The following is a 15,946-nucleotide window of genomic DNA, read 5'->3' as shown; positions in this document are numbered from 1 at the left end:
CCCGGAACATGCCTGGCTCAGTGGAGATCCGACCCGTTGTTTCGCCGTATCCGCCAGGACCGCCAGTGGGTGGGGTGAACGTCCAGCATCTCACCCGTCAGGGCATTGGCCCATCCACCGGCCAAGCGTTGGCAGGGAAAAACCAGCGCATGGACACCTTCGCCGTCGATGACGGCGAGTTCGATATCCTCCTCGAACGGTGCTTCGACGACCAACCGCCACATCACCGAACCCTCCCCGACGATGCGCGAGCGTCGACCGGGTGCGGAGCTGTTCTCAGGCAGGCCGATCGCTCGTCCGGCATCGCTTTTCCAGCCGGCGCTTTGCGTACGGCGGCGCAACGACATCATTGTCCCGCCCTTCCGATAGAAGTGAGATCCTGTGGGTCCAGCAACAGCTCATTCAATATAGAAGGTCAGGTTGCCGTTACGGGCGCGCGTCACCCATTCGATTTGGTTGGGCGTCAGCTTCTTGGCCTTCAATTGCTGAACGAGCCATGTGTTGGAACGGATAGCCGTCCGGATTTCCTTCACATGTTCTTCGCTGCCCGGCCTCGGCATTGCGCCGACCTCAACCGCGGTTCGAAAACTGACGATCGAAAACCGTTTGTCGTGATAGTTTTTGATGTGCTCCGGCAGGTTTTCGGCCCAGTTCATGCGCCGGTATTCCTTGCGGGTCTGCTGGGCGTCGACAGGCGCCGCAACCGATGCCGCGGTCGCGATAAGAATGGCAAGGGCAATCTTTTTCATCTTCCTGCTCCCTCAAATGGCCGTATGCCCATTGCCTTGCAGAGTAGCGGAAGAATGAGGCTGCGGCATTGAGCCGGATCAATGGGGGAGTCGAGCCAAAACCCTGGAAAGCCGGGCCTTCCGACCTGCCGATTGGGAAGGGGATACCAATAGAGACTACGCGATACTACACGGACCCAACTTCCAAAGGTGATAATCTCAGGTCTTGTGAGAGGCAAAGCCCGTCGAGGGGCTGATTTTGTCTCAAAGGGCGGAGGAAACCATCGTGTCCATCAAGATGGAGGCGCCGCATGTTGCCGAATGTGATCGCGTTGCCTCAGACGTCGTGGGACGAACCTCGTTCACGGAAACTCGGATGCGCGAGGGGGATGTCGGACCGCGGATGGGCTGGATCCGGCAATTCTACCAACACCTTCCGGACGCCGTGTTCTTCATCACCGACCGCCACCGGATTTCCGCCTGCAACAGGGCTGCGGTGGCATTGTTCGGTTATCAGGAAGACGAATTGCTCGGCCAGGGTATCGACTTCGTCTGGCATCCGACGCCGAATGTTCAGTTGAAGGGACGCTGGGCGGACCGGGGAGCGGTGCGGGCCGGTGCGGCGATCACCAGGAGCGGCGTGCAGTTTCCGACCGCCCTGACGATCATCAGAGAGAAGGACGACGAAGGAGACTTCTCTGTGGTGATCTTCGAGGACTTCCGTACCGAACGCGAGACCTTGCAGCATGTGCAAGAGCTTCAGCGTGAGCTTGCCCGCTTCGCGAGAATAGTTGCGCTCGGGGAAATGACGTCGACGCTCGCTCACGAACTTTCCCAGCCGCTGTCGTCGATCGCCGCGTACTCGCAAGGCTGCGGGCGGCTCTTGATGAAGGATCGTCACCGCCACGGCGAAGAACTCAGTGAAGCCTTGTCGGAAATTACCCACCATGCCTTATGGGCTGGACAGATCGTCCAGAACATCAAGGAATTCGCCAAACGCGGCGCCGATGAGAGAAAAATAGAGGCGATGCACGCGCTGATCCATGAGGCGACGGCCTTCGCGCTCGCCGGATCGCAGCGAAAAGGCCTTTGTGCCGATTTCCAGCTCGAAGCGGAGCGGGACGTCGTGCTTGCCGACCGCGTCCAGATCGTGCAGGTGCTGACGAACCTCGTTCGCAACGCCGTAGAGGCTACCGACGGCGTCGCGCAGCCGCATATCACCATCTGCACCCGAACCGACGATCTCTCCCGTCTCATCGTCGACGTATCCGACAATGGCTGCGGAATTGCGGTCGACATCGAAGAGGCGCTGTTTCGCCCCTTCGTGACCAGCAAACCGCACGGCCTCGGCATGGGCCTGGCACTGTCCAAGCGCATCATCGAGGCGCATGGGGGGCGCATAAGCGCGCGCAATGGAATGGAAAGCGGTTCGATCCTTTCGTTTTCGCTTCCGCTGGTGGAGACCACGACCAATGGCGAACGACCTTACGATCCATCTCGTCGATGACGAGGAGTCGCCCAGGCGATCTTTGACGTTTCTGTTGGTGTCGGCAGGTTTCGCCGTTCGCGCCCATAGCTGCGCCAAAGCCTTCCTGGACCTGTTGCCGCTTTCGGGACGAAGCTGCCTGGTGACGGACCTGCGCATGCCCGAGGTCGACGGCATCGAATTGCTCCAGCGCCTGCGCCGTTTCAGACTGAACGTTCCGGCGATCGTCATTACCGGCCAGGGCGATGTTGCCGCCGCCGTTCAGGCAATGAAGGCAGGCGCATCCGATTTCCTCGAAAAGCCCGTCAGAGAAGAGGCGCTGATCGCGGCGATCAATGCGGCGGTGGGGCAGCGGCGCCCAGGCGGGACCATCGCCGATTCCGAAAGCGTTGCAGCACGGCTTCGCCAGCTGACGGAGCGCGAACACCAGGTTCTGGCCGGCGTACTGGATGGCTTGCAGAACAAGATGATCGCCTATCAGCTGGGCATCAGCGCGCGCACGGTCGAAGTTCACCGCGCCAATGTGATGGCGAAGATGGGCGCACGCAATCTGGCGGAACTCATGCGGATGGCGATCACCCTCGATACGGCAGTGCAGCCGGTTGAAACCGCCAAGGCCCTACCCGCCGGCAGTTCGATGCCTGCTCGGCTTCCGTAGCGATACTTAAGGGGTTTCTCGAATACCGGGGCAGGCAGCGATTGGTTATGTTGCGAGGCGGATTGGGGGGCGACGCATATGCTTCAACACCACGCGATCGTAAAGCACACGGCGGTTCCCGGCCGCCGCTACGGGACACCCAGGGATCAGTCGATCAAGCTCAAGGCCAATGAGACGATCTACAGCGAAGGCGAACATGCATTTGCGATCTATCAGGTCGAAACGGGGGCGGTGCGGATTTATCGTCTGATGGCCAACGGACAGCGATACATCCTGTCATTTTGCGGCAAGGGCGAATGGTTCGGCCTTGAGACCGGCAATGTCCGGACCGACTTTGCGGAAGCCGTCTGCGAGGCGTCCATCAGGCCTTTTCGGACCAACCAGAACGCGGTCGTTCCTGTCGACCTTCTTCACATCGCGCTGACCAACCTCGCAAAGGCGCAGCACAAGCAGCTCGTCATCACCGAGCAAAGCGCGCTGAAGCGGGTCGCGGCCTTCGTTTGCGAAATGGCCGACCGCCATCCGGACGATCCGGAATTCGACATGATGATGTCGCGCAGCGATGTCGCCGACTATCTCGGACTTACCGTCGAGACCGTTGCCCGCTGCTTCACGAAACTCCGCGAAAAAGGCGTCCTTTGCCTGAACGGCAAGCTGCAGCGCGTCGTTCGCCTTCTGGACCGCGATGCACTCATCGCGCTCACCATTTAGCGGCCACGGATTGAAAAGCGATCGTGCAAGGAGGGGTTGAACAATGAGATATCTGTCCCGTCAAAGATCGAACGCGGCGATCACAACATGCGTTGCGGGCCTGCTGTCGCTAGCGACCTTTCCACTCGCCGCCGTTCAGGCGCAGGACGATCCGTTCAAGCAATTTCCCCTGGTCATCCAGTGCAAGCACAATGAAACTTACCACACCTTCTACTTGTCGCGCATCTCACAGGATGGCACGGCAACCTATCAGGCATCCGAACGGATCGCCGGCACGATCACCCTCGACGGCAAGGCGAAGGCAATCGGCGATGAAGGCGGAGGCACCTGCGTCGGCAAGACCTTGGCGGAACTTCGCGCATCCCACCAAGCTTACGATCTGAAACGCTAGGTGTAATAGCGCTAATAGATGTCAAAGGTCGCCAAGACGAAATGAAGTCGCTGACAGGATCTGAGGCCCCGGCTCGAGCCGGGGCCTCTTCAGGCCGCCGCGAAGGATATGATGGCAAAGCTGCCCATACGATCGCTCCGGTCGGTATGACTATTTTCCGACCGTGTTTCCCGATTGTTTCGTGGCTGCCTCAAGCCCGCTTTGCTGCATGTCCGTCTCGTCGGCGAGAATGGCGGCGGCTTCGTCCAGCAGCACGTCCTTTGCCTTCTTGCGGGCATTCTCGAGGGCAATATCGGCACTCAGGCTGCGCTCGCCTGCCTCCAGACCATCATCTTCACCGGGATCTTCGCCCTCGCTTGCCTGCGCTCGAGCCTTGAACCGGTTCTCGCGAGCAGTCGCCTCCTTGCGACGTTCGGCTTCGTTCAGGGAGATGGTCCCTTTCTCGCGCTGCGCCTTCAGGTCGGCGATGTCTTCCAGCAGGCGCTGGAAATCCGGATCCTTTGCAACCCTGGCATCATGGCGGCTTTGCAATGCCGGCAACAGCTTCGCGACGGTATCGGCCGGAGCATATTTCGCGGGCTTGATCTGCGCCCAAGGCAGGGCATTGTCGTAGCTGGTCTCGCCAAAGCTCGTTGGATCGGAAAGTCCCGGCAGGCTGATATCGGGCGTGACGCCATGCAGCTGCGTCGTCCCGCCGTTGACCCGGAAAAACTGGGCAATCGTTACTTTCAGCTCGCCGTATTCGGCTTTGCTGTTGTGAACCATCTGGTCAAGATCGACGACGGTTTGAACCGTACCCTTGCCGAAACTGGGTTCGCCGACGATCACTCCGCGACCGTAATCCTGGATTGCCGCGGCAAAAATCTCCGAAGCCGAAGCCGACCCGCGATTGATCAGGACAGCCATCGGGCCTGTCCAGACAGGCGCTGCAAAATCGGCGCTCTTGACCTCGATCTTGCCGCCGCTGCCACGCTGCTGGACGACCGGGCCATTGCCGATGAAGAGACCGGTCAGATCGATCGCCTCGTCCAGCGAACCGCCGCCATTGTTGCGAAGGTCGATGAGAACGCTGTCGACCTTTTCGTCCTTCAGTTCGCCGAGAAGCTTGGCGACATCGCGGCTCGCACTCTTGTAGTCCTTGTCTCCGTTGCCCTTGGCTTCAAAATCCTCATAGAAGACCGGCAGGGTGATCACGCCGATTTTGCGCGTCGCGTCGCCCGCCTTCACCGAAAGCACGGTCTTTCTGGCAGCCTGCTTGTCGAGGCTGATCTTATCGCGCACCAGGTTGACGACGCGATGGGTGGCATCTGCTCCGGCATCGGCCGGCAGGATGTCCAGGCGCACGACGGAGCCCTTTTTCCCGCGGATCATCTGCACGACTTCATCGAGGCGTGTGCCCACCACCTCCTTGATCGGCCCATCCTTGCCTTGGCCAACGCCGGTAATGCGGTCTCCGACCGCAAGCTTGCCGGACAGCTGCGCCGGCCCACCGGGCACGAGTTCGCGGATCGTCGTGTAGTCGTCGCGCTCCTGCAGCACCGCGCCGATGCCGAAGAGCGAAAGCTTCATCGAAACGTTGAAATCGGCCGAAGCGGCCGCGCCGAAATAGTCGGTGTGCGGATCGATCGACGTTGCATAAGCGTCCATGAACGATTGGAAGACGTCGTCGCTTTTGAACTTGTAAGCACGCTCGAGGGTGTTTTCGTAACGTTTGTCGAGCGTTTCGCGGATAGCCGCGTCGTCTCTGCCGCCGAGCTTCAGCCGCAACCAGTCGCTTTTGACGCGCTTGCGCCAAAGCTCGTTGCTCTCGGCTTCCGACTGCGGCCACGGCGCCTTATCGCGCAGCACGGAATAGTCTTCCTGCACACTGAAATCGAAGCCCTGCTTGAGCAGGCCGCGTGCGTAGTTCATGCGGTCGACGACACGCCGGTCATAGGCGTTGAAAATTGCAAACGGGATCTTCAAGTCCTGCCGCTCGACGGCATCGTCGATCTCGCTGCGGTCGGACATGAACTTGTCGATATCGGCCTGCAGAAAGAGCATGCGGTCCGGATCGAGCGATTTGATGAACTGATCCATGATCCTGCCCGACAGGGCGTCGTCGAGCGGAACGGGCTTGTAGCTATATCGCGAGAGAAATTGTGCGCTCAACTCAGCGGCTTGCGCCTGTCGCTTCAGCGGCGCCAAAACAGGCGGTGCCGCAACCTCAGCATAGGCAGTCTGTGCAATTGCAAGAAATGCACCGAGAAAAACGTAGGCTATGCGCATTCAGTGTCGATCCAATTGATAGTGCCGATTTGTCGATGGAAGACTAGGTGAGACAATTATGGTTTTTTGGCAAGCAGATGGATCATCTATGCCAATTCTTTCCCTTCTCATCTGTAGATCGCCAGCCTCGATGGATCACGAACCTGCGACCATGCAGCCTCATGAGATCAGACACCGCCGCGTCAAGCAAGTGCGGTGATTGTTTCGGCTGCTGGACGATCAATCGGACGGCCGCGCGCGGCGCATCAGCCGGAACAGGATAGGCGCTCCCAGAATAACCACCAGGATGCGTGTCAGGTGGTGGACGACCGGCTATTCAAAAAGAATGAGGCTTGCCGGAGTTGGCGGCATCGGTTTGATCGTGACACCGGCAAGGCCGGCCTGTTTTGCCATCTCAGTCAGCTCACTTTGCGTATAGGCCTGGCCCGCGGGGGTGCTGGCGAGCATCTCCCAGGAGAACGCCGCAGGAAAAGGCGGCGACACGCCATCTTCGTTCGGCACGAAGTCGACCGCGACGATCCGACCACCCTCTGCAAGACTTGCGATAACCTTTCGCAACAGCTGGGCACAGGTCGGCAAATCGAAATGATGCAGAAAATTCGGAAGCAGGACGAGATCGTAACCCATGCCCCACTCCACATCGAAGGCGCTGCCGGCAATCGTCCGATACCGGTCAGCCACGCCGGCCTTTTCCGCATTCTGCCGCGACAGCTCCAGCACGGCGGCCCAGTCGACGGCGACGATCTCCGCCGATGGAAAGGCCTTCGCAATTTCGATCCCGAAAACACCGGGGCCTGAAGCGATGTCCAAAACCTTTTTCAGAGGCTTCGACCAACCGGAGATTTCGCCAGCCAATATCCTGGCACTGAGACCGGTAAAGGAGCCCATGCCGCGCGCAAACTTCAACCAGACTGGGTTGTCTGCCGACATGTTCGCAAGCCCGGCCGAGCCGCCGTTCCGCACGACGGCGGCCGGATCACGCAGAAAATTATCCAACATTTCAGGCGCGGCGACGAACTCGACGGCAGAGCCCATATAGGCCGGCGAATTGCGATCGAGGAACATCCTGGTCGAGGGCGTCATTCGGTACTGTCCGCTCTCCTTTGTCAGGAAACCATGCACCACGAGGTAGTCGCACAGGATGCGCACCCCACGCTCCGAGGCACCCGTCGCCGACGCCAACAATGCTGCCGTTTTGCCCTCGCCGACATACGTAAAGAGATCGAGCTCGATGGCCGCCCTCATCGCCGCCGTCTTTCGGCATGCAAAAAGCGCATCGACCACGAGTTCAGGCGACACGACGCCAGCATGGGCGTCCTCGACGAATGTTTCCATGGGACTCTCCAGAACGCTCGACGATCTTGCCCGGCAGCGCCAGCCGCAAAATTATGCGTATATTCGCGTGATCTACAATACTTACCGCGCTAACCCTATCGGATGCGTGATGGTGGAGCTGTCCTGCTAGGCAAACAAATCTAACTAGCTGCTGCTGGCGGCGATCATCGCATGGGCGGCATCGCGGAGCAAACCGGTTGCCTCGCCGGGTTCAAAAAGCTGCATGCTGACAAATGCGCCATTGATCAGCACCGCGAGTTGGCCGGCGAGCCGGTCAGGTGCGGCAACCGCCAGCCTCTCGGCTATGATCCTCAGGCGCCGCCTCATCTCACACATGTGGGTCTCTGCGACCTTGCGCGCGGGATGATCGGCTTCGGGGAACTCGGCCGCAGTGTTGATTTGCGGGCAGCCACGGTAGTTTTCCCGCCCGACCCTTTCGCCGATCCACTCGAAATGAGCGTCGAGTTCGGCCAATGCATCGTCCGGATACTGCTCCGTCACCCGGTCCCAGGTACTCCAGAAATCCAGGTCCTCACGCTTGAGGAAGGCCGCGATCAGATCGTCCTTGGTGCCGAAATGGCGGTAGAGGCTGGTCTTGGCAACACCGGATTTTTCCACCACGAGATCGACGCCGACGGCACGCACCCCGCGCCGATAGAAGAGTTCCGATGCCGTTTCGAGAATCCTGTCGCGGACCTCGTTGGTGCCGGTGGCAGGGGCGTTGGCTGTATTTTTTGGCATATCGATATCTCCGAATTCCGCCACCATAACAGAAAGCCGATTGACACGCTACAGACCTGTATGTTTTATTAGCTACAGACAGGTCTGTATCGGAGAAAAACAATGACCATTGATGAAGCAGTTGACACCACGACATCTCGGGCCGTAGCGGTTCTGGGCGCAAACGGCCATACCGGACGTTTTGTCGTTGCCGAACTCTTGCGGCGCGGGCTCAAGCCTATCGCGATTGGACGGAGTGCCAAGCGGCTGGCGGAGGCGGGCTTTCCGGAACGCGGCGTCGAATGCCGTGAAGCTGCGGTAGAGGATGACGCCGCTCTGGACGGGGCGCTCGCGGGGGCGGCGGCGGTCATCAACTGCGCCGGGCCGTTCATGGACACGGCCGACGCGGTGGTGCGTGCCGCGTTGCGGGCAGGCATTCATTATCTCGACGTGACGGCCGAGCAGCCGAGCGTGCAGGCGACGTTGGACCGTCACGAGGCTGCGGCCGGAAAAGCGGGCGTGGCCGTCATCCCGGCGATGGGATTTTACGGCGGACTGGCCGACCTGCTGGTCGCCGCCGCCATGGATGAGTGGGATCATGCCGACACCATCGAAATCCGCGTTGCGCTCGATAGCTGGCTTCCCACAAAAGGCACGCGCGTGACCGGCGAAAAGAACACCGCTCGGCGCCTCGCCGTCAGTGGCGGCCAGTTGGAGCCGGTGCATCAGCCGCCGGCCGAGAGGGCATTCATCTTGCCGGCTCCGTTCGGCCGGCAGACATTCGTCGAGCTTCCCTTTTCAGAAGTGCCGCTGATCGCCCGCCATGTCCGGACTAGGGAGCTCCACACCTTTCTCAGCACGACAGCCCTGCGGGATGTTCGCGATCCGTCAACACCCACGCCGCAGGCCGTCGATGAAACCGGCCGTTCGGCGCAGCGCTTCGCCGTGGAGGTAATCGTCACGCAAGGCGAAATGCGCCGCCGGATCGTGGCACAGGGCCAGGACATCTACGCCGTCACGGCGCCCATCATCTGCGAAGCGGTCCAGCGTATTCTGTCAAGCGACATCCGTGATACCGGTGCAAAGCCGCCGGCTGCGATTTTCAATGCCGCGAGCTTCCTGCAAGCACTCGCCCCGCACCTGTCGGTCGAGAGCGCAGAAATCTAAATGTAACTGGATACGCTGGATTCCAGGAAAGTCAGGAGACTGAATGGTGCCCAGGACCGGAATCGAACCAGTGACACGCGGATTTTCAATCCGCTGCTCTACCAACTGAGCTACCTGGGCTAACCTGCTTCTTTATGGTGTCTTTCAGAAAAAGAACCGCGGGGCCTTGGTTCGCCCCGGAAGCGAGCGGGGTTATAGCATCTTGTTCGGCCATGGCAAGCGTCAAATGACTCTTTTTTGACGGTCTTGCCAGTTTTGCGGATTCATGAGGAAAAATAAGAGCTTCGCCGGCGGAATATCTAGTTTTCCTCGTCCGGATAATCGGCCTTCGTCTCGTCGTCGGCCACCGGGATGGCATAGGAGCCGGTCAGCCAGCGGGAGAGATCGACCTCGCGGCAGCGGTTGGAGCAGAAGGGGTAATGTTCGCGGCTGGAGGGTTTGCCGCATTCGGGGCATGGGCGCGTCTTGCGCAGCGGTTCGACCTTGGCGGCTGCTTTCTTGTCTTCAGGCATATCGGTCCGTCCTATGGAATCGGCCGTCGGGCTCAGCCTTCGGGCCACCGGCTATGCACATCGAAGCCTTCGCCGGTCAGAAGCAGAATGGTTTCATAAAGCGGCAGGCCGACGACATTGGTGTAGGAGCCCACCATCTTCTGCACGAAAGTGCCGGCGAGGCCCTGGATGCCGTAGGCGCCCGCCTTGCCGCGCCACTGACCCGAGGCGAGGTAATTCTCGATCTCGAAGCCGGAAAGCCGCTTGAAGCGCACCTTGGTCTCGACGATCTTCTGGCGAATCTTGCGATCGGGCGTCACCAGGCAAACGCCGGTATAGACGAGATGGTTGCGTCCCGACAGGAGATGCAGCGAACTCAAGGCCTCGTCGGCGAACTCGGCCTTGCCGAGAATGCGCCGGCCGACGGCGACCACCGTATCGGCGGACAGGATATAGCTGCCCTTCCAGGTGATATCGCCCTTGATGGCGGCAAGCGCCGCTTCGGCCTTCTCGGCCGAAAGCCGGCGCGCAAGCGAGCGCGGATGCTCCGACTTCTTCGGCGTCTCGTCGATATCCATCGGCATCAGGCGCGAGGGCTCGATGCCGGCCTGATTGAGCAGATCGACGCGACGGGGCGAGCCTGAGGCCAGAATGAGCTTGTATTTCAGCGCCATGGAACCTCGACCATCGGCAGACGGGAGAAAACCCCCTGCGGGACCTTGGACAAGCCTATTTGAAACGGTAGGTGATGCGGCCCTTGGTCAGGTCATAGGGCGTCATTTCGACAAGGACCTTGTCGCCGGCAAGGACGCGGATGCGGTTCTTGCGCATGCGGCCGGCGGTGTGGGCGATGATCTCGTGCTCGTTTTCAAGCTTCACGCGGAACGTCGCGTTCGGCAGAAGTTCGGTAACGATACCCGGGAATTCGAGGACTTCTTCTTTAGGCATATAGTGGTTTTCTTCCTGTGGGTTGAATAGGCAGCGCAACGCGCGCCTTTAAAATTTGGGCGGAAACTACACAATCAACAGAGGTTTGTGAACCTTGTTGATCGGGCTTTCCTTCATTTGTTTTCATGCCGATTGCGCGGCAATGCCTTTCCTTTTGAGCAGCCGGCTTTCGATGAGGCCTATCAGATGATTGCGGACCTCGCGGTAACTCTCCAGAATCTGCTCGCGCGTTCCGGTGACGACCGTCGGATCCATGGTCGGCCAGTAGACGACGTCGATCGCATTCGACCGCGTCAGCTCGAGCGCCGCGTGATGGGCCTGCGGCGAAAGCGTGATGATCAGATCGAAATAATCGTCCTCGAGTTCTTCCAGCGTCTGCGGCAGGCGGCGCCCGAGGGAAAGCCCGATCTCATCGAGCACGACATCCACGAAGGGATCGCGCTCGCCGGCGCGAACACCGGCGGAACGTATATAGGTGTTGGCCGGCAGAATGCTACGGGCGATCACCTCGGCCATCGGCGAACGGATGGCGTTCATCCCGCACATGAAGAGGATGGCGCCCGGCCGTTTTCCGTCCTCAATGTCGGCGGCGAGCTCCATTGTCGTCATCCGCGCCAGTAGAGCACGCAGACCAGCGTGAAAAGCCGCCGGGCGGTGTCGAAATCAACCTCGATCTTGCCGGCCAGCCTGTCCTTCAGCGTCTGCGAACCTTCATTGTGGATGCCGCGCCGGCCCATGTCGATCGCCTCGATGCGGCTCGGCGTGGCCGAACGGATCGCTTCGTAATAGCTCTCGCAGATCATGAAGTAGTCCTTGACGATGCGCCGGAAGGGCGTCAGCGACAGGATATGGGTGGCGACCGCGCCGCCCTCTTCCGTGGTGATGGCGAAGACCAGCTTCGAATCGACCAGCGAGATGTTCAGCCGGTAGGGTCCGCCGGCATGGCCGAGCGGCGTAAAGCTGTTCTCCTCGATCAGGTCGAAGATGGCGACGGCGCGTTCATGCTCGACATCCGGCGTCGAACGGCCGATCGTATCGTCCAGGACGACGTCGCAAAGCCGGAAATCGCCCTTCGCCATGCCCTCACCTTTCGAGGTTGAGGCGGATCGCAACCGACCGCGCATGGGCATCGAGGCCTTCGGAGACGGCCAGCGCGATCGCCGCCGGGCCGAGGTCCCGCAGTTGCTGCGGGCCGAGGCGCAGGATCGAGGTGCGCTTGACGAAATCGAGCACTGACAGGCCCGACGAGAAGCGCGCCGAGCGCGCCGTCGGCAGCACGTGGTTCGAACCGCCGACATAATCGCCGATCACTTCGGGCGTATGAGCGCCGATGAAAATCGCGCCGGCATTGCGGATGCCTTCGAGCAACCGGTCCGGATCGGCGACCGCAAGCTCCAGATGTTCGGCGGCAATGCGGTTTGCCAGCGGGACGGCCTGTTTCAAATCGGAAACGAGGATGACCGCGCCGAAATCGCGCCAGCTCGTCGCGGCCGTCTCGGCGCGATTGAGCGTCTTCAACTGGCGTTCGACCGCCTGTTCCACCGCCTTGCCGAATTCGGCATCGTCGGTGATGAGGATCGCCTGGGCGCTGACATCGTGCTCGGCCTGGGCCAGGAGGTCGGCGGCGATCCAATCGGGATTGTTGTCCTTGTCGGCGATGACGAGCACTTCGGAGGGGCCGGCGATCATGTCGATGCCGACCGTGCCGAAGACGTGGCGCTTGGCGGCGGCGACATAGGCATTGCCGGGGCCGGTGATCTTGGCGACCGGCGCGATCGTCTCGGTGCCATAAGCAAGAGCCGCGATCGCCTGGGCGCCGCCGACACGATAGATCTCGGTCACACCCACGAGTTTGGCGGCAGCCAGAACCGCCGGATTGACGGCGCCGCCGGTGGCGGGAACGGCGATGACGATGCGCTCGACGCCGGCGACCTTGGCCGGCACCGCATTCATCAGCACCGAGCTCGGATAACTCGCGGTGCCGCCGGGAACATAGAGGCCGACGGCCTCGATCGCCGTCCAGCGCGAGCCGAGGCCGACGCCCATGTCGTCCTCGTATATATCGTCCTTCGGCAATTGCCGGCGATGGTGGGATTCGATGCGAAGCGCCGCAAGCTTCAGCGCGCCCAGCACTTCGGCAGGCACCGCATCGATCGCCGCGTCGAACTCTTCCGGCGTGACGCGCATCGGGACTTTTGCGAAGTCGATGCCGTCGAATTTCAGAGAATATTCGGCGAGCGCCACATCGCCCCGCGCCCTGACATCATCGATGATGGCGCGCACGACGGTATTCACGTCTTCGGAAACTTCGCGCTTCGTCGTCAGAAAGGCGGCAAAATGCTGCTCGAAACCTTCCGATGCGTGATCCAGCCAGATTGCCAAGACCGATATTCCTTCTCAACTCGAAATCGCGATGTTCAAACTTCAGGCGCCAGTATTTCAGGGATGGCGAGGCTTCGACGTCGCCGCCCAGGCGCCGCCGATATCGGCCATCTGGACCTCGATGCATTCGACATCGAGCGCGATCGAGGCCGTGCCCGACAGCGACAGCTCGATCGTACCGTCAGGCCCCTCGCCCTTCTTTTCGAAGCGCAACGCAAGCAGCGACAGCACCTCGTCGCGCTTGCCGCGATCGATGCCGAGCGAACGGACGGCAAGCACGCGCTTGAAGACCAAGGCAGCCCGGCGGCGCTCGAAACCCTTGCGCTTGCGCTCGGCACCTTCCCAGACGAAACGATTGGCGGCAAGGGCGAACTGCGCGTCACGCGGCGACCAGTCGATATCGCCGACCTTGAAGACACTGTCCTGCACATGCGCGGAAATGATCGCGAGGTCCTCGTCATCGAGCGCAACAAGCTTCAGGTCGGTCATTCGGCCTCGTCCCAGCAGGCACCGCCGAAATGGCGATGCGTCAGACAAGGGAAATAAGATGCTGCGATCAATTACGCAACCGGGATGAAGGCCGCTTTACTCGCTGATGCGCTCGACGACGGCGCCGCAGCGGGTCAGCTTCTCCTCAAGCCGCTCGAAACCGCGGTCGAGGTGGTAGACGCGCGAGACGGTGGTTTCGCCCTCGGCGGCAAGGCCGGCGATGACGAGCGAAACGGAGGCGCGCAGATCGGTCGCCATGACGGGGGCACCGCGCAGGCGCTGGACACCCTCGATCTTCGCCGTCTGGCCGGAGAGCGAGATCCTGGCGCCGAGGCGGGCAAGCTCCTGCACGTGCATGAAACGGTTTTCGAAGATGGTCTCGGTGACATGCGAAATGCCGGAGGAGCGGGTCATCAGCGCCATGAACTGCGCCTGCAGATCGGTGGGAAAGCCGGGGAAGGGATCGGTGACGATATCGACCGGCTTGATGCCGGCGCCGTTGCGCTTGATGCGCATGCCGTTATTGGTCGCGGAGATGTCCGCGCCGGCGCGGCGCAGCGTTTCCAGCGCCGTTTCGAGCAGCGCCACATCGGTATTTTCGAGCACGACGTCGCCGCCGGCCATGGCGACGGCCATCGCGTAGGTGCCGGTCTCGATGCGGTCCGGCAGGACGCGGTGGCGGGCGCCGGAGAGCGAGGTGACGCCTTCGATGGTGATGGTCGCAGTCCCCGCGCCCGATATCTTGGCGCCCATGGCATTCAGGCAGTTGGCGAGGTCGACGACCTCGGGCTCGCGGGCGGCGTTGCCGATGACGGTCGTGCCGCGGGCAAGCGTCGCGGCCATCATCATCACATGGGTGGCGCCAACGGAAACCTTCGGGAAGGTGTAGCGCGCGCCGATCAGGCCGCCGGCGGGCGCCTTGGCGTTGATATAACCGGCCTCGATCTCCATGCTCGCGCCGAGCGCCGTCAGGCCTTCGATGAAGAGATCGACCGGACGCGTGCCGATGGCGCAGCCGCCCGGCAGCGACACGCGGCAATGGCCTTCGCGCGCGAGCAGCGGCCCGATGACCCAGAAGGAGGCGCGCATCTTCGAAACGAGTTCATAGGAAGCCGTGGTATCGACGATGGTGCGGCAGGTGAAATGGATCGTACGGGCGTAGGAATCCTCCTGACGCTCACGGCGGCCGTTGACGGCGACGTCGACGCCGTGATTGCCGAGGATGCGCATCAGCAGCTCGACATCGGCCAGATGCGGCACGTTTTCGAGCGTCAGCGTATCGCTGGTCAGAAGCGAGGCGATCATCAGCGGCAGTGCGGCATTCTTGGCGCCGGAAATCGGGATGATGCCATTCAGCTCATTACCGCCGACAATTCTGATACGATCCATGTGCGCTTACGGGCCGCGCCCGCCTTTCTGAAAGTTCTGCCTTGAAAGAAGGAGTGGAGTGTTTAGGGGATTTCTTGAGACGCTTCAATTCGCGACGGACGGAACATTACGATTCGTCCATTTTTGCGGCGGGCAGCCCATTTGTCTCGTCGGCCTGGCCGGAACGGCGGGCGCGCACCTGCTGTTTGCGCCGCCCCAGATTTTCCCGGAGCTTTTCGGCGGCGCGCTCGCGGCGCAGTTTCGCCTGCGCCTCGAGGGCCTCTTTGCGGCTCTTCTGGCCGGTTTCGGTCTTTTCGTTCATGCACCAGGATTAGCCGAATTCGCGCCGATCCAAAAGGCCCTTGCCTCTCAATCCACGCGAAGTTGGAATTTGCGGCTTGCGCTTGTCGTCAAGCTGTGGCAATAGCCGCCCCGTTCCCGCAATTGAGCCGCCCGGCTCCACGCGGATCTGGTCCTGCTGCCGTAGCTCAGTGGTAGAGCACACCCTTGGTAAGGGTGAGGTCGGTGGTTCAATCCCACTCGGCAGCACCAGTTTTCTTTCCGGACATCATTTCTCGCGCGCCCGGCTGCCCCTCATCCGGCTGCCGCCACCTTGCATAAGAGATGTTGTATAAGGTGACTGCCTTTGGCCGGGCGGCCGCCCGGCCAAAGGCGCGCCGATTGTCGGATCGCAGCCACCAGAACCTTTAGGGTTGGGGAGAAGCAGGATCGCGATCGGCTCCTCATCGTGGCCCGAATGGTTGCTGGAACAACCTGGTTCGTATGCAAGGCAGGGACGACAAG

Annotated in this window: 19 protein-coding genes and 2 tRNA genes; 6 read left to right on the top strand and 15 right to left on the bottom strand. The window is 61.1% G+C overall.

The window, feature by feature from the left end; all coding sequences use genetic code 11:
- Positions 1-17 precede the first annotated feature (17 nt).
- Both QD408_RS25250 and QD408_RS25245 read right to left on the bottom strand, forming a co-directional pair.
- The gene (locus QD408_RS25250) at positions 18-350 is read right to left on the bottom strand and encodes a hypothetical protein (RefSeq protein WP_414141180.1); all 333 of its coding nucleotides are present in this window, start codon (positions 348-350) and stop codon (positions 18-20) included.
- A 48-nt stretch (positions 351-398) separates the two neighbouring features.
- On the bottom strand, positions 399-749 hold the full coding sequence (locus QD408_RS25245; RefSeq protein ID WP_414141179.1) for a hypothetical protein: 351 nt from the start codon (positions 747-749) through the stop codon (positions 399-401).
- A 355-nt stretch (positions 750-1,104) separates the two neighbouring features.
- Between QD408_RS25245 and QD408_RS25240 the strand changes: the two genes are divergently transcribed.
- The 4 genes from QD408_RS25240 to QD408_RS25225 all read left to right on the top strand — a co-directional run bounded on the left by QD408_RS25240 (position 1,105) and on the right by QD408_RS25225 (position 3,974).
- Entirely contained in the window at positions 1,105-2,235 is a 1,131-nt protein-coding gene (locus QD408_RS25240; RefSeq protein WP_414141178.1) for a sensor histidine kinase, read from the top strand.
- Positions 2,201-2,872 (top strand): response regulator transcription factor, encoded by a 672-nt coding sequence (locus tag QD408_RS25235; RefSeq protein WP_088680386.1) that lies wholly within the window; start codon positions 2,201-2,203, stop codon positions 2,870-2,872. The genes QD408_RS25240 and QD408_RS25235 overlap by 35 nt, the downstream gene beginning before the upstream one ends.
- A gap of 78 nt (positions 2,873-2,950) precedes the next feature.
- Complete coding sequence (locus tag QD408_RS25230; RefSeq protein WP_414141177.1) at positions 2,951-3,583, top strand: helix-turn-helix domain-containing protein; 633 nt, start codon at positions 2,951-2,953, stop codon at positions 3,581-3,583.
- A 43-nt stretch (positions 3,584-3,626) separates the two neighbouring features.
- Entirely contained in the window at positions 3,627-3,974 is a 348-nt protein-coding gene (locus tag QD408_RS25225; RefSeq protein ID WP_414141176.1) for a hypothetical protein, read from the top strand.
- A gap of 150 nt (positions 3,975-4,124) precedes the next feature.
- Here QD408_RS25225 and QD408_RS25220 read toward each other — a convergent pair whose 3' ends face one another.
- From QD408_RS25220 to QD408_RS25210, 3 genes are all read right to left on the bottom strand, one after another.
- The gene (locus QD408_RS25220; protein WP_088680384.1) at positions 4,125-6,242 is read right to left on the bottom strand and encodes a carboxy terminal-processing peptidase; all 2,118 of its coding nucleotides are present in this window, start codon (positions 6,240-6,242) and stop codon (positions 4,125-4,127) included.
- 312 nt (positions 6,243-6,554) lie between these two features.
- Entirely contained in the window at positions 6,555-7,577 is a 1,023-nt protein-coding gene (locus QD408_RS25215) for a methyltransferase (protein ID WP_414141175.1), read from the bottom strand.
- Positions 7,578-7,721: 144 nt separating this feature from the next.
- Positions 7,722-8,318 (bottom strand): TetR/AcrR family transcriptional regulator, encoded by a 597-nt coding sequence (locus QD408_RS25210; RefSeq protein WP_088680811.1) that lies wholly within the window; start codon positions 8,316-8,318, stop codon positions 7,722-7,724.
- Positions 8,319-8,420: 102 nt separating this feature from the next.
- Between QD408_RS25210 and QD408_RS25205 the strand changes: the two genes are divergently transcribed.
- Positions 8,421-9,464 (top strand): saccharopine dehydrogenase family protein, encoded by a 1,044-nt coding sequence (locus tag QD408_RS25205; protein WP_414141174.1) that lies wholly within the window; start codon positions 8,421-8,423, stop codon positions 9,462-9,464.
- Positions 9,465-9,508: 44 nt separating this feature from the next.
- On the opposite strand, the gene QD408_RS25200 is transcribed toward QD408_RS25205, so the two are convergent.
- The 10 genes from QD408_RS25200 to QD408_RS25155 all read right to left on the bottom strand — a co-directional run bounded on the left by QD408_RS25200 (position 9,509) and on the right by QD408_RS25155 (position 15,464).
- Positions 9,509-9,584: transfer RNA gene (locus QD408_RS25200), tRNA-Phe, on the bottom strand.
- Positions 9,585-9,763: 179 nt separating this feature from the next.
- On the bottom strand, positions 9,764-9,976 hold the full coding sequence (gene yacG, locus QD408_RS25195) for a DNA gyrase inhibitor YacG (RefSeq protein ID WP_088680381.1): 213 nt from the start codon (positions 9,974-9,976) through the stop codon (positions 9,764-9,766).
- 32 nt (positions 9,977-10,008) lie between these two features.
- The gene (locus QD408_RS25190; RefSeq protein ID WP_064693731.1) at positions 10,009-10,629 is read right to left on the bottom strand and encodes a Maf-like protein; all 621 of its coding nucleotides are present in this window, start codon (positions 10,627-10,629) and stop codon (positions 10,009-10,011) included.
- 55 nt (positions 10,630-10,684) lie between these two features.
- Entirely contained in the window at positions 10,685-10,903 is a 219-nt protein-coding gene (infA, locus tag QD408_RS25185; protein WP_003545338.1) for a translation initiation factor IF-1, read from the bottom strand.
- A gap of 123 nt (positions 10,904-11,026) precedes the next feature.
- The gene (locus QD408_RS25180; protein WP_414141173.1) at positions 11,027-11,512 is read right to left on the bottom strand and encodes a low molecular weight phosphatase family protein; all 486 of its coding nucleotides are present in this window, start codon (positions 11,510-11,512) and stop codon (positions 11,027-11,029) included.
- Positions 11,509-11,982: a UPF0262 family protein gene (locus QD408_RS25175; protein WP_414141172.1), complete on the bottom strand. Its 474-nt coding sequence runs from the start codon at positions 11,980-11,982 to the stop codon at positions 11,509-11,511. The genes QD408_RS25180 and QD408_RS25175 overlap by 4 nt, the downstream gene beginning before the upstream one ends.
- Before the next feature lie 4 nt (positions 11,983-11,986).
- Entirely contained in the window at positions 11,987-13,285 is a 1,299-nt protein-coding gene (gene hisD / locus QD408_RS25170; protein WP_414141171.1) for a histidinol dehydrogenase, read from the bottom strand.
- Positions 13,286-13,342: 57 nt separating this feature from the next.
- On the bottom strand, positions 13,343-13,774 hold the full coding sequence (locus QD408_RS25165; RefSeq protein ID WP_088680377.1) for a DUF2948 family protein: 432 nt from the start codon (positions 13,772-13,774) through the stop codon (positions 13,343-13,345).
- Between the two features lie 96 nt (positions 13,775-13,870).
- The gene (murA, locus tag QD408_RS25160) at positions 13,871-15,163 is read right to left on the bottom strand and encodes a UDP-N-acetylglucosamine 1-carboxyvinyltransferase (protein WP_088680376.1); all 1,293 of its coding nucleotides are present in this window, start codon (positions 15,161-15,163) and stop codon (positions 13,871-13,873) included.
- A gap of 106 nt (positions 15,164-15,269) precedes the next feature.
- The gene (locus QD408_RS25155; RefSeq protein WP_088680375.1) at positions 15,270-15,464 is read right to left on the bottom strand and encodes a hypothetical protein; all 195 of its coding nucleotides are present in this window, start codon (positions 15,462-15,464) and stop codon (positions 15,270-15,272) included.
- Positions 15,465-15,619: 155 nt separating this feature from the next.
- Between QD408_RS25155 and QD408_RS25150 the strand changes: the two genes are divergently transcribed.
- A tRNA-Thr gene (locus QD408_RS25150) sits at positions 15,620-15,694 on the top strand.
- Positions 15,695-15,946: the final 252 nt, after the last annotated feature.

The sequence above is a fragment of the Rhizobium sp. BR 249 genome, assembly GCF_047445895.1.
Classification (GTDB): Bacteria; Pseudomonadota; Alphaproteobacteria; order Rhizobiales; family Rhizobiaceae; genus Rhizobium.
Note: the sequence above shows the minus strand (reverse complement) of the source record. Positions and strands in the feature narration are given on the sequence as shown.

Bases quoted from the DNA above. Each gene is read 5' to 3' on its own strand.
- QD408_RS25230 (WP_414141177.1), top strand. From the start codon at position 2,951: ATGCTTCAACACCACGCGATCGTAAAGCACACGGCGGTTCCCGGCCGC.
- infA (WP_003545338.1), bottom strand. From the start codon at position 10,903: ATGCCTAAAGAAGAAGTCCTCGAATTCCCGGGTATCGTTACCGAACTT.
- QD408_RS25225 (WP_414141176.1), top strand. From the start codon at position 3,627: ATGAGATATCTGTCCCGTCAAAGATCGAACGCGGCGATCACAACATGC.
- QD408_RS25245 (WP_414141179.1), bottom strand. From the start codon at position 749: ATGAAAAAGATTGCCCTTGCCATTCTTATCGCGACCGCGGCATCGGTT.
- QD408_RS25250 (WP_414141180.1), bottom strand. From the start codon at position 350: ATGATGTCGTTGCGCCGCCGTACGCAAAGCGCCGGCTGGAAAAGCGAT.
- QD408_RS25235 (WP_088680386.1), top strand. From the start codon at position 2,201: ATGGCGAACGACCTTACGATCCATCTCGTCGATGACGAGGAGTCGCCC.
- QD408_RS25215 (WP_414141175.1), bottom strand. From the start codon at position 7,577: ATGGAAACATTCGTCGAGGACGCCCATGCTGGCGTCGTGTCGCCTGAA.
- QD408_RS25240 (WP_414141178.1), top strand. From the start codon at position 1,105: ATGCGCGAGGGGGATGTCGGACCGCGGATGGGCTGGATCCGGCAATTC.
- QD408_RS25210 (WP_088680811.1), bottom strand. From the start codon at position 8,318: ATGCCAAAAAATACAGCCAACGCCCCTGCCACCGGCACCAACGAGGTC.
- QD408_RS25205 (WP_414141174.1), top strand. From the start codon at position 8,421: ATGACCATTGATGAAGCAGTTGACACCACGACATCTCGGGCCGTAGCG.
- murA (WP_088680376.1), bottom strand. From the start codon at position 15,163: ATGGATCGTATCAGAATTGTCGGCGGTAATGAGCTGAATGGCATCATC.
- QD408_RS25165 (WP_088680377.1), bottom strand. From the start codon at position 13,774: ATGACCGACCTGAAGCTTGTTGCGCTCGATGACGAGGACCTCGCGATC.
- QD408_RS25190 (WP_064693731.1), bottom strand. From the start codon at position 10,629: ATGGCGCTGAAATACAAGCTCATTCTGGCCTCAGGCTCGCCCCGTCGC.
- QD408_RS25180 (WP_414141173.1), bottom strand. From the start codon at position 11,512: ATGACGACAATGGAGCTCGCCGCCGACATTGAGGACGGAAAACGGCCG.
- yacG (WP_088680381.1), bottom strand. From the start codon at position 9,976: ATGCCTGAAGACAAGAAAGCAGCCGCCAAGGTCGAACCGCTGCGCAAG.
- QD408_RS25155 (WP_088680375.1), bottom strand. From the start codon at position 15,464: ATGAACGAAAAGACCGAAACCGGCCAGAAGAGCCGCAAAGAGGCCCTC.
- QD408_RS25220 (WP_088680384.1), bottom strand. From the start codon at position 6,242: ATGCGCATAGCCTACGTTTTTCTCGGTGCATTTCTTGCAATTGCACAG.
- QD408_RS25175 (WP_414141172.1), bottom strand. From the start codon at position 11,982: ATGGCGAAGGGCGATTTCCGGCTTTGCGACGTCGTCCTGGACGATACG.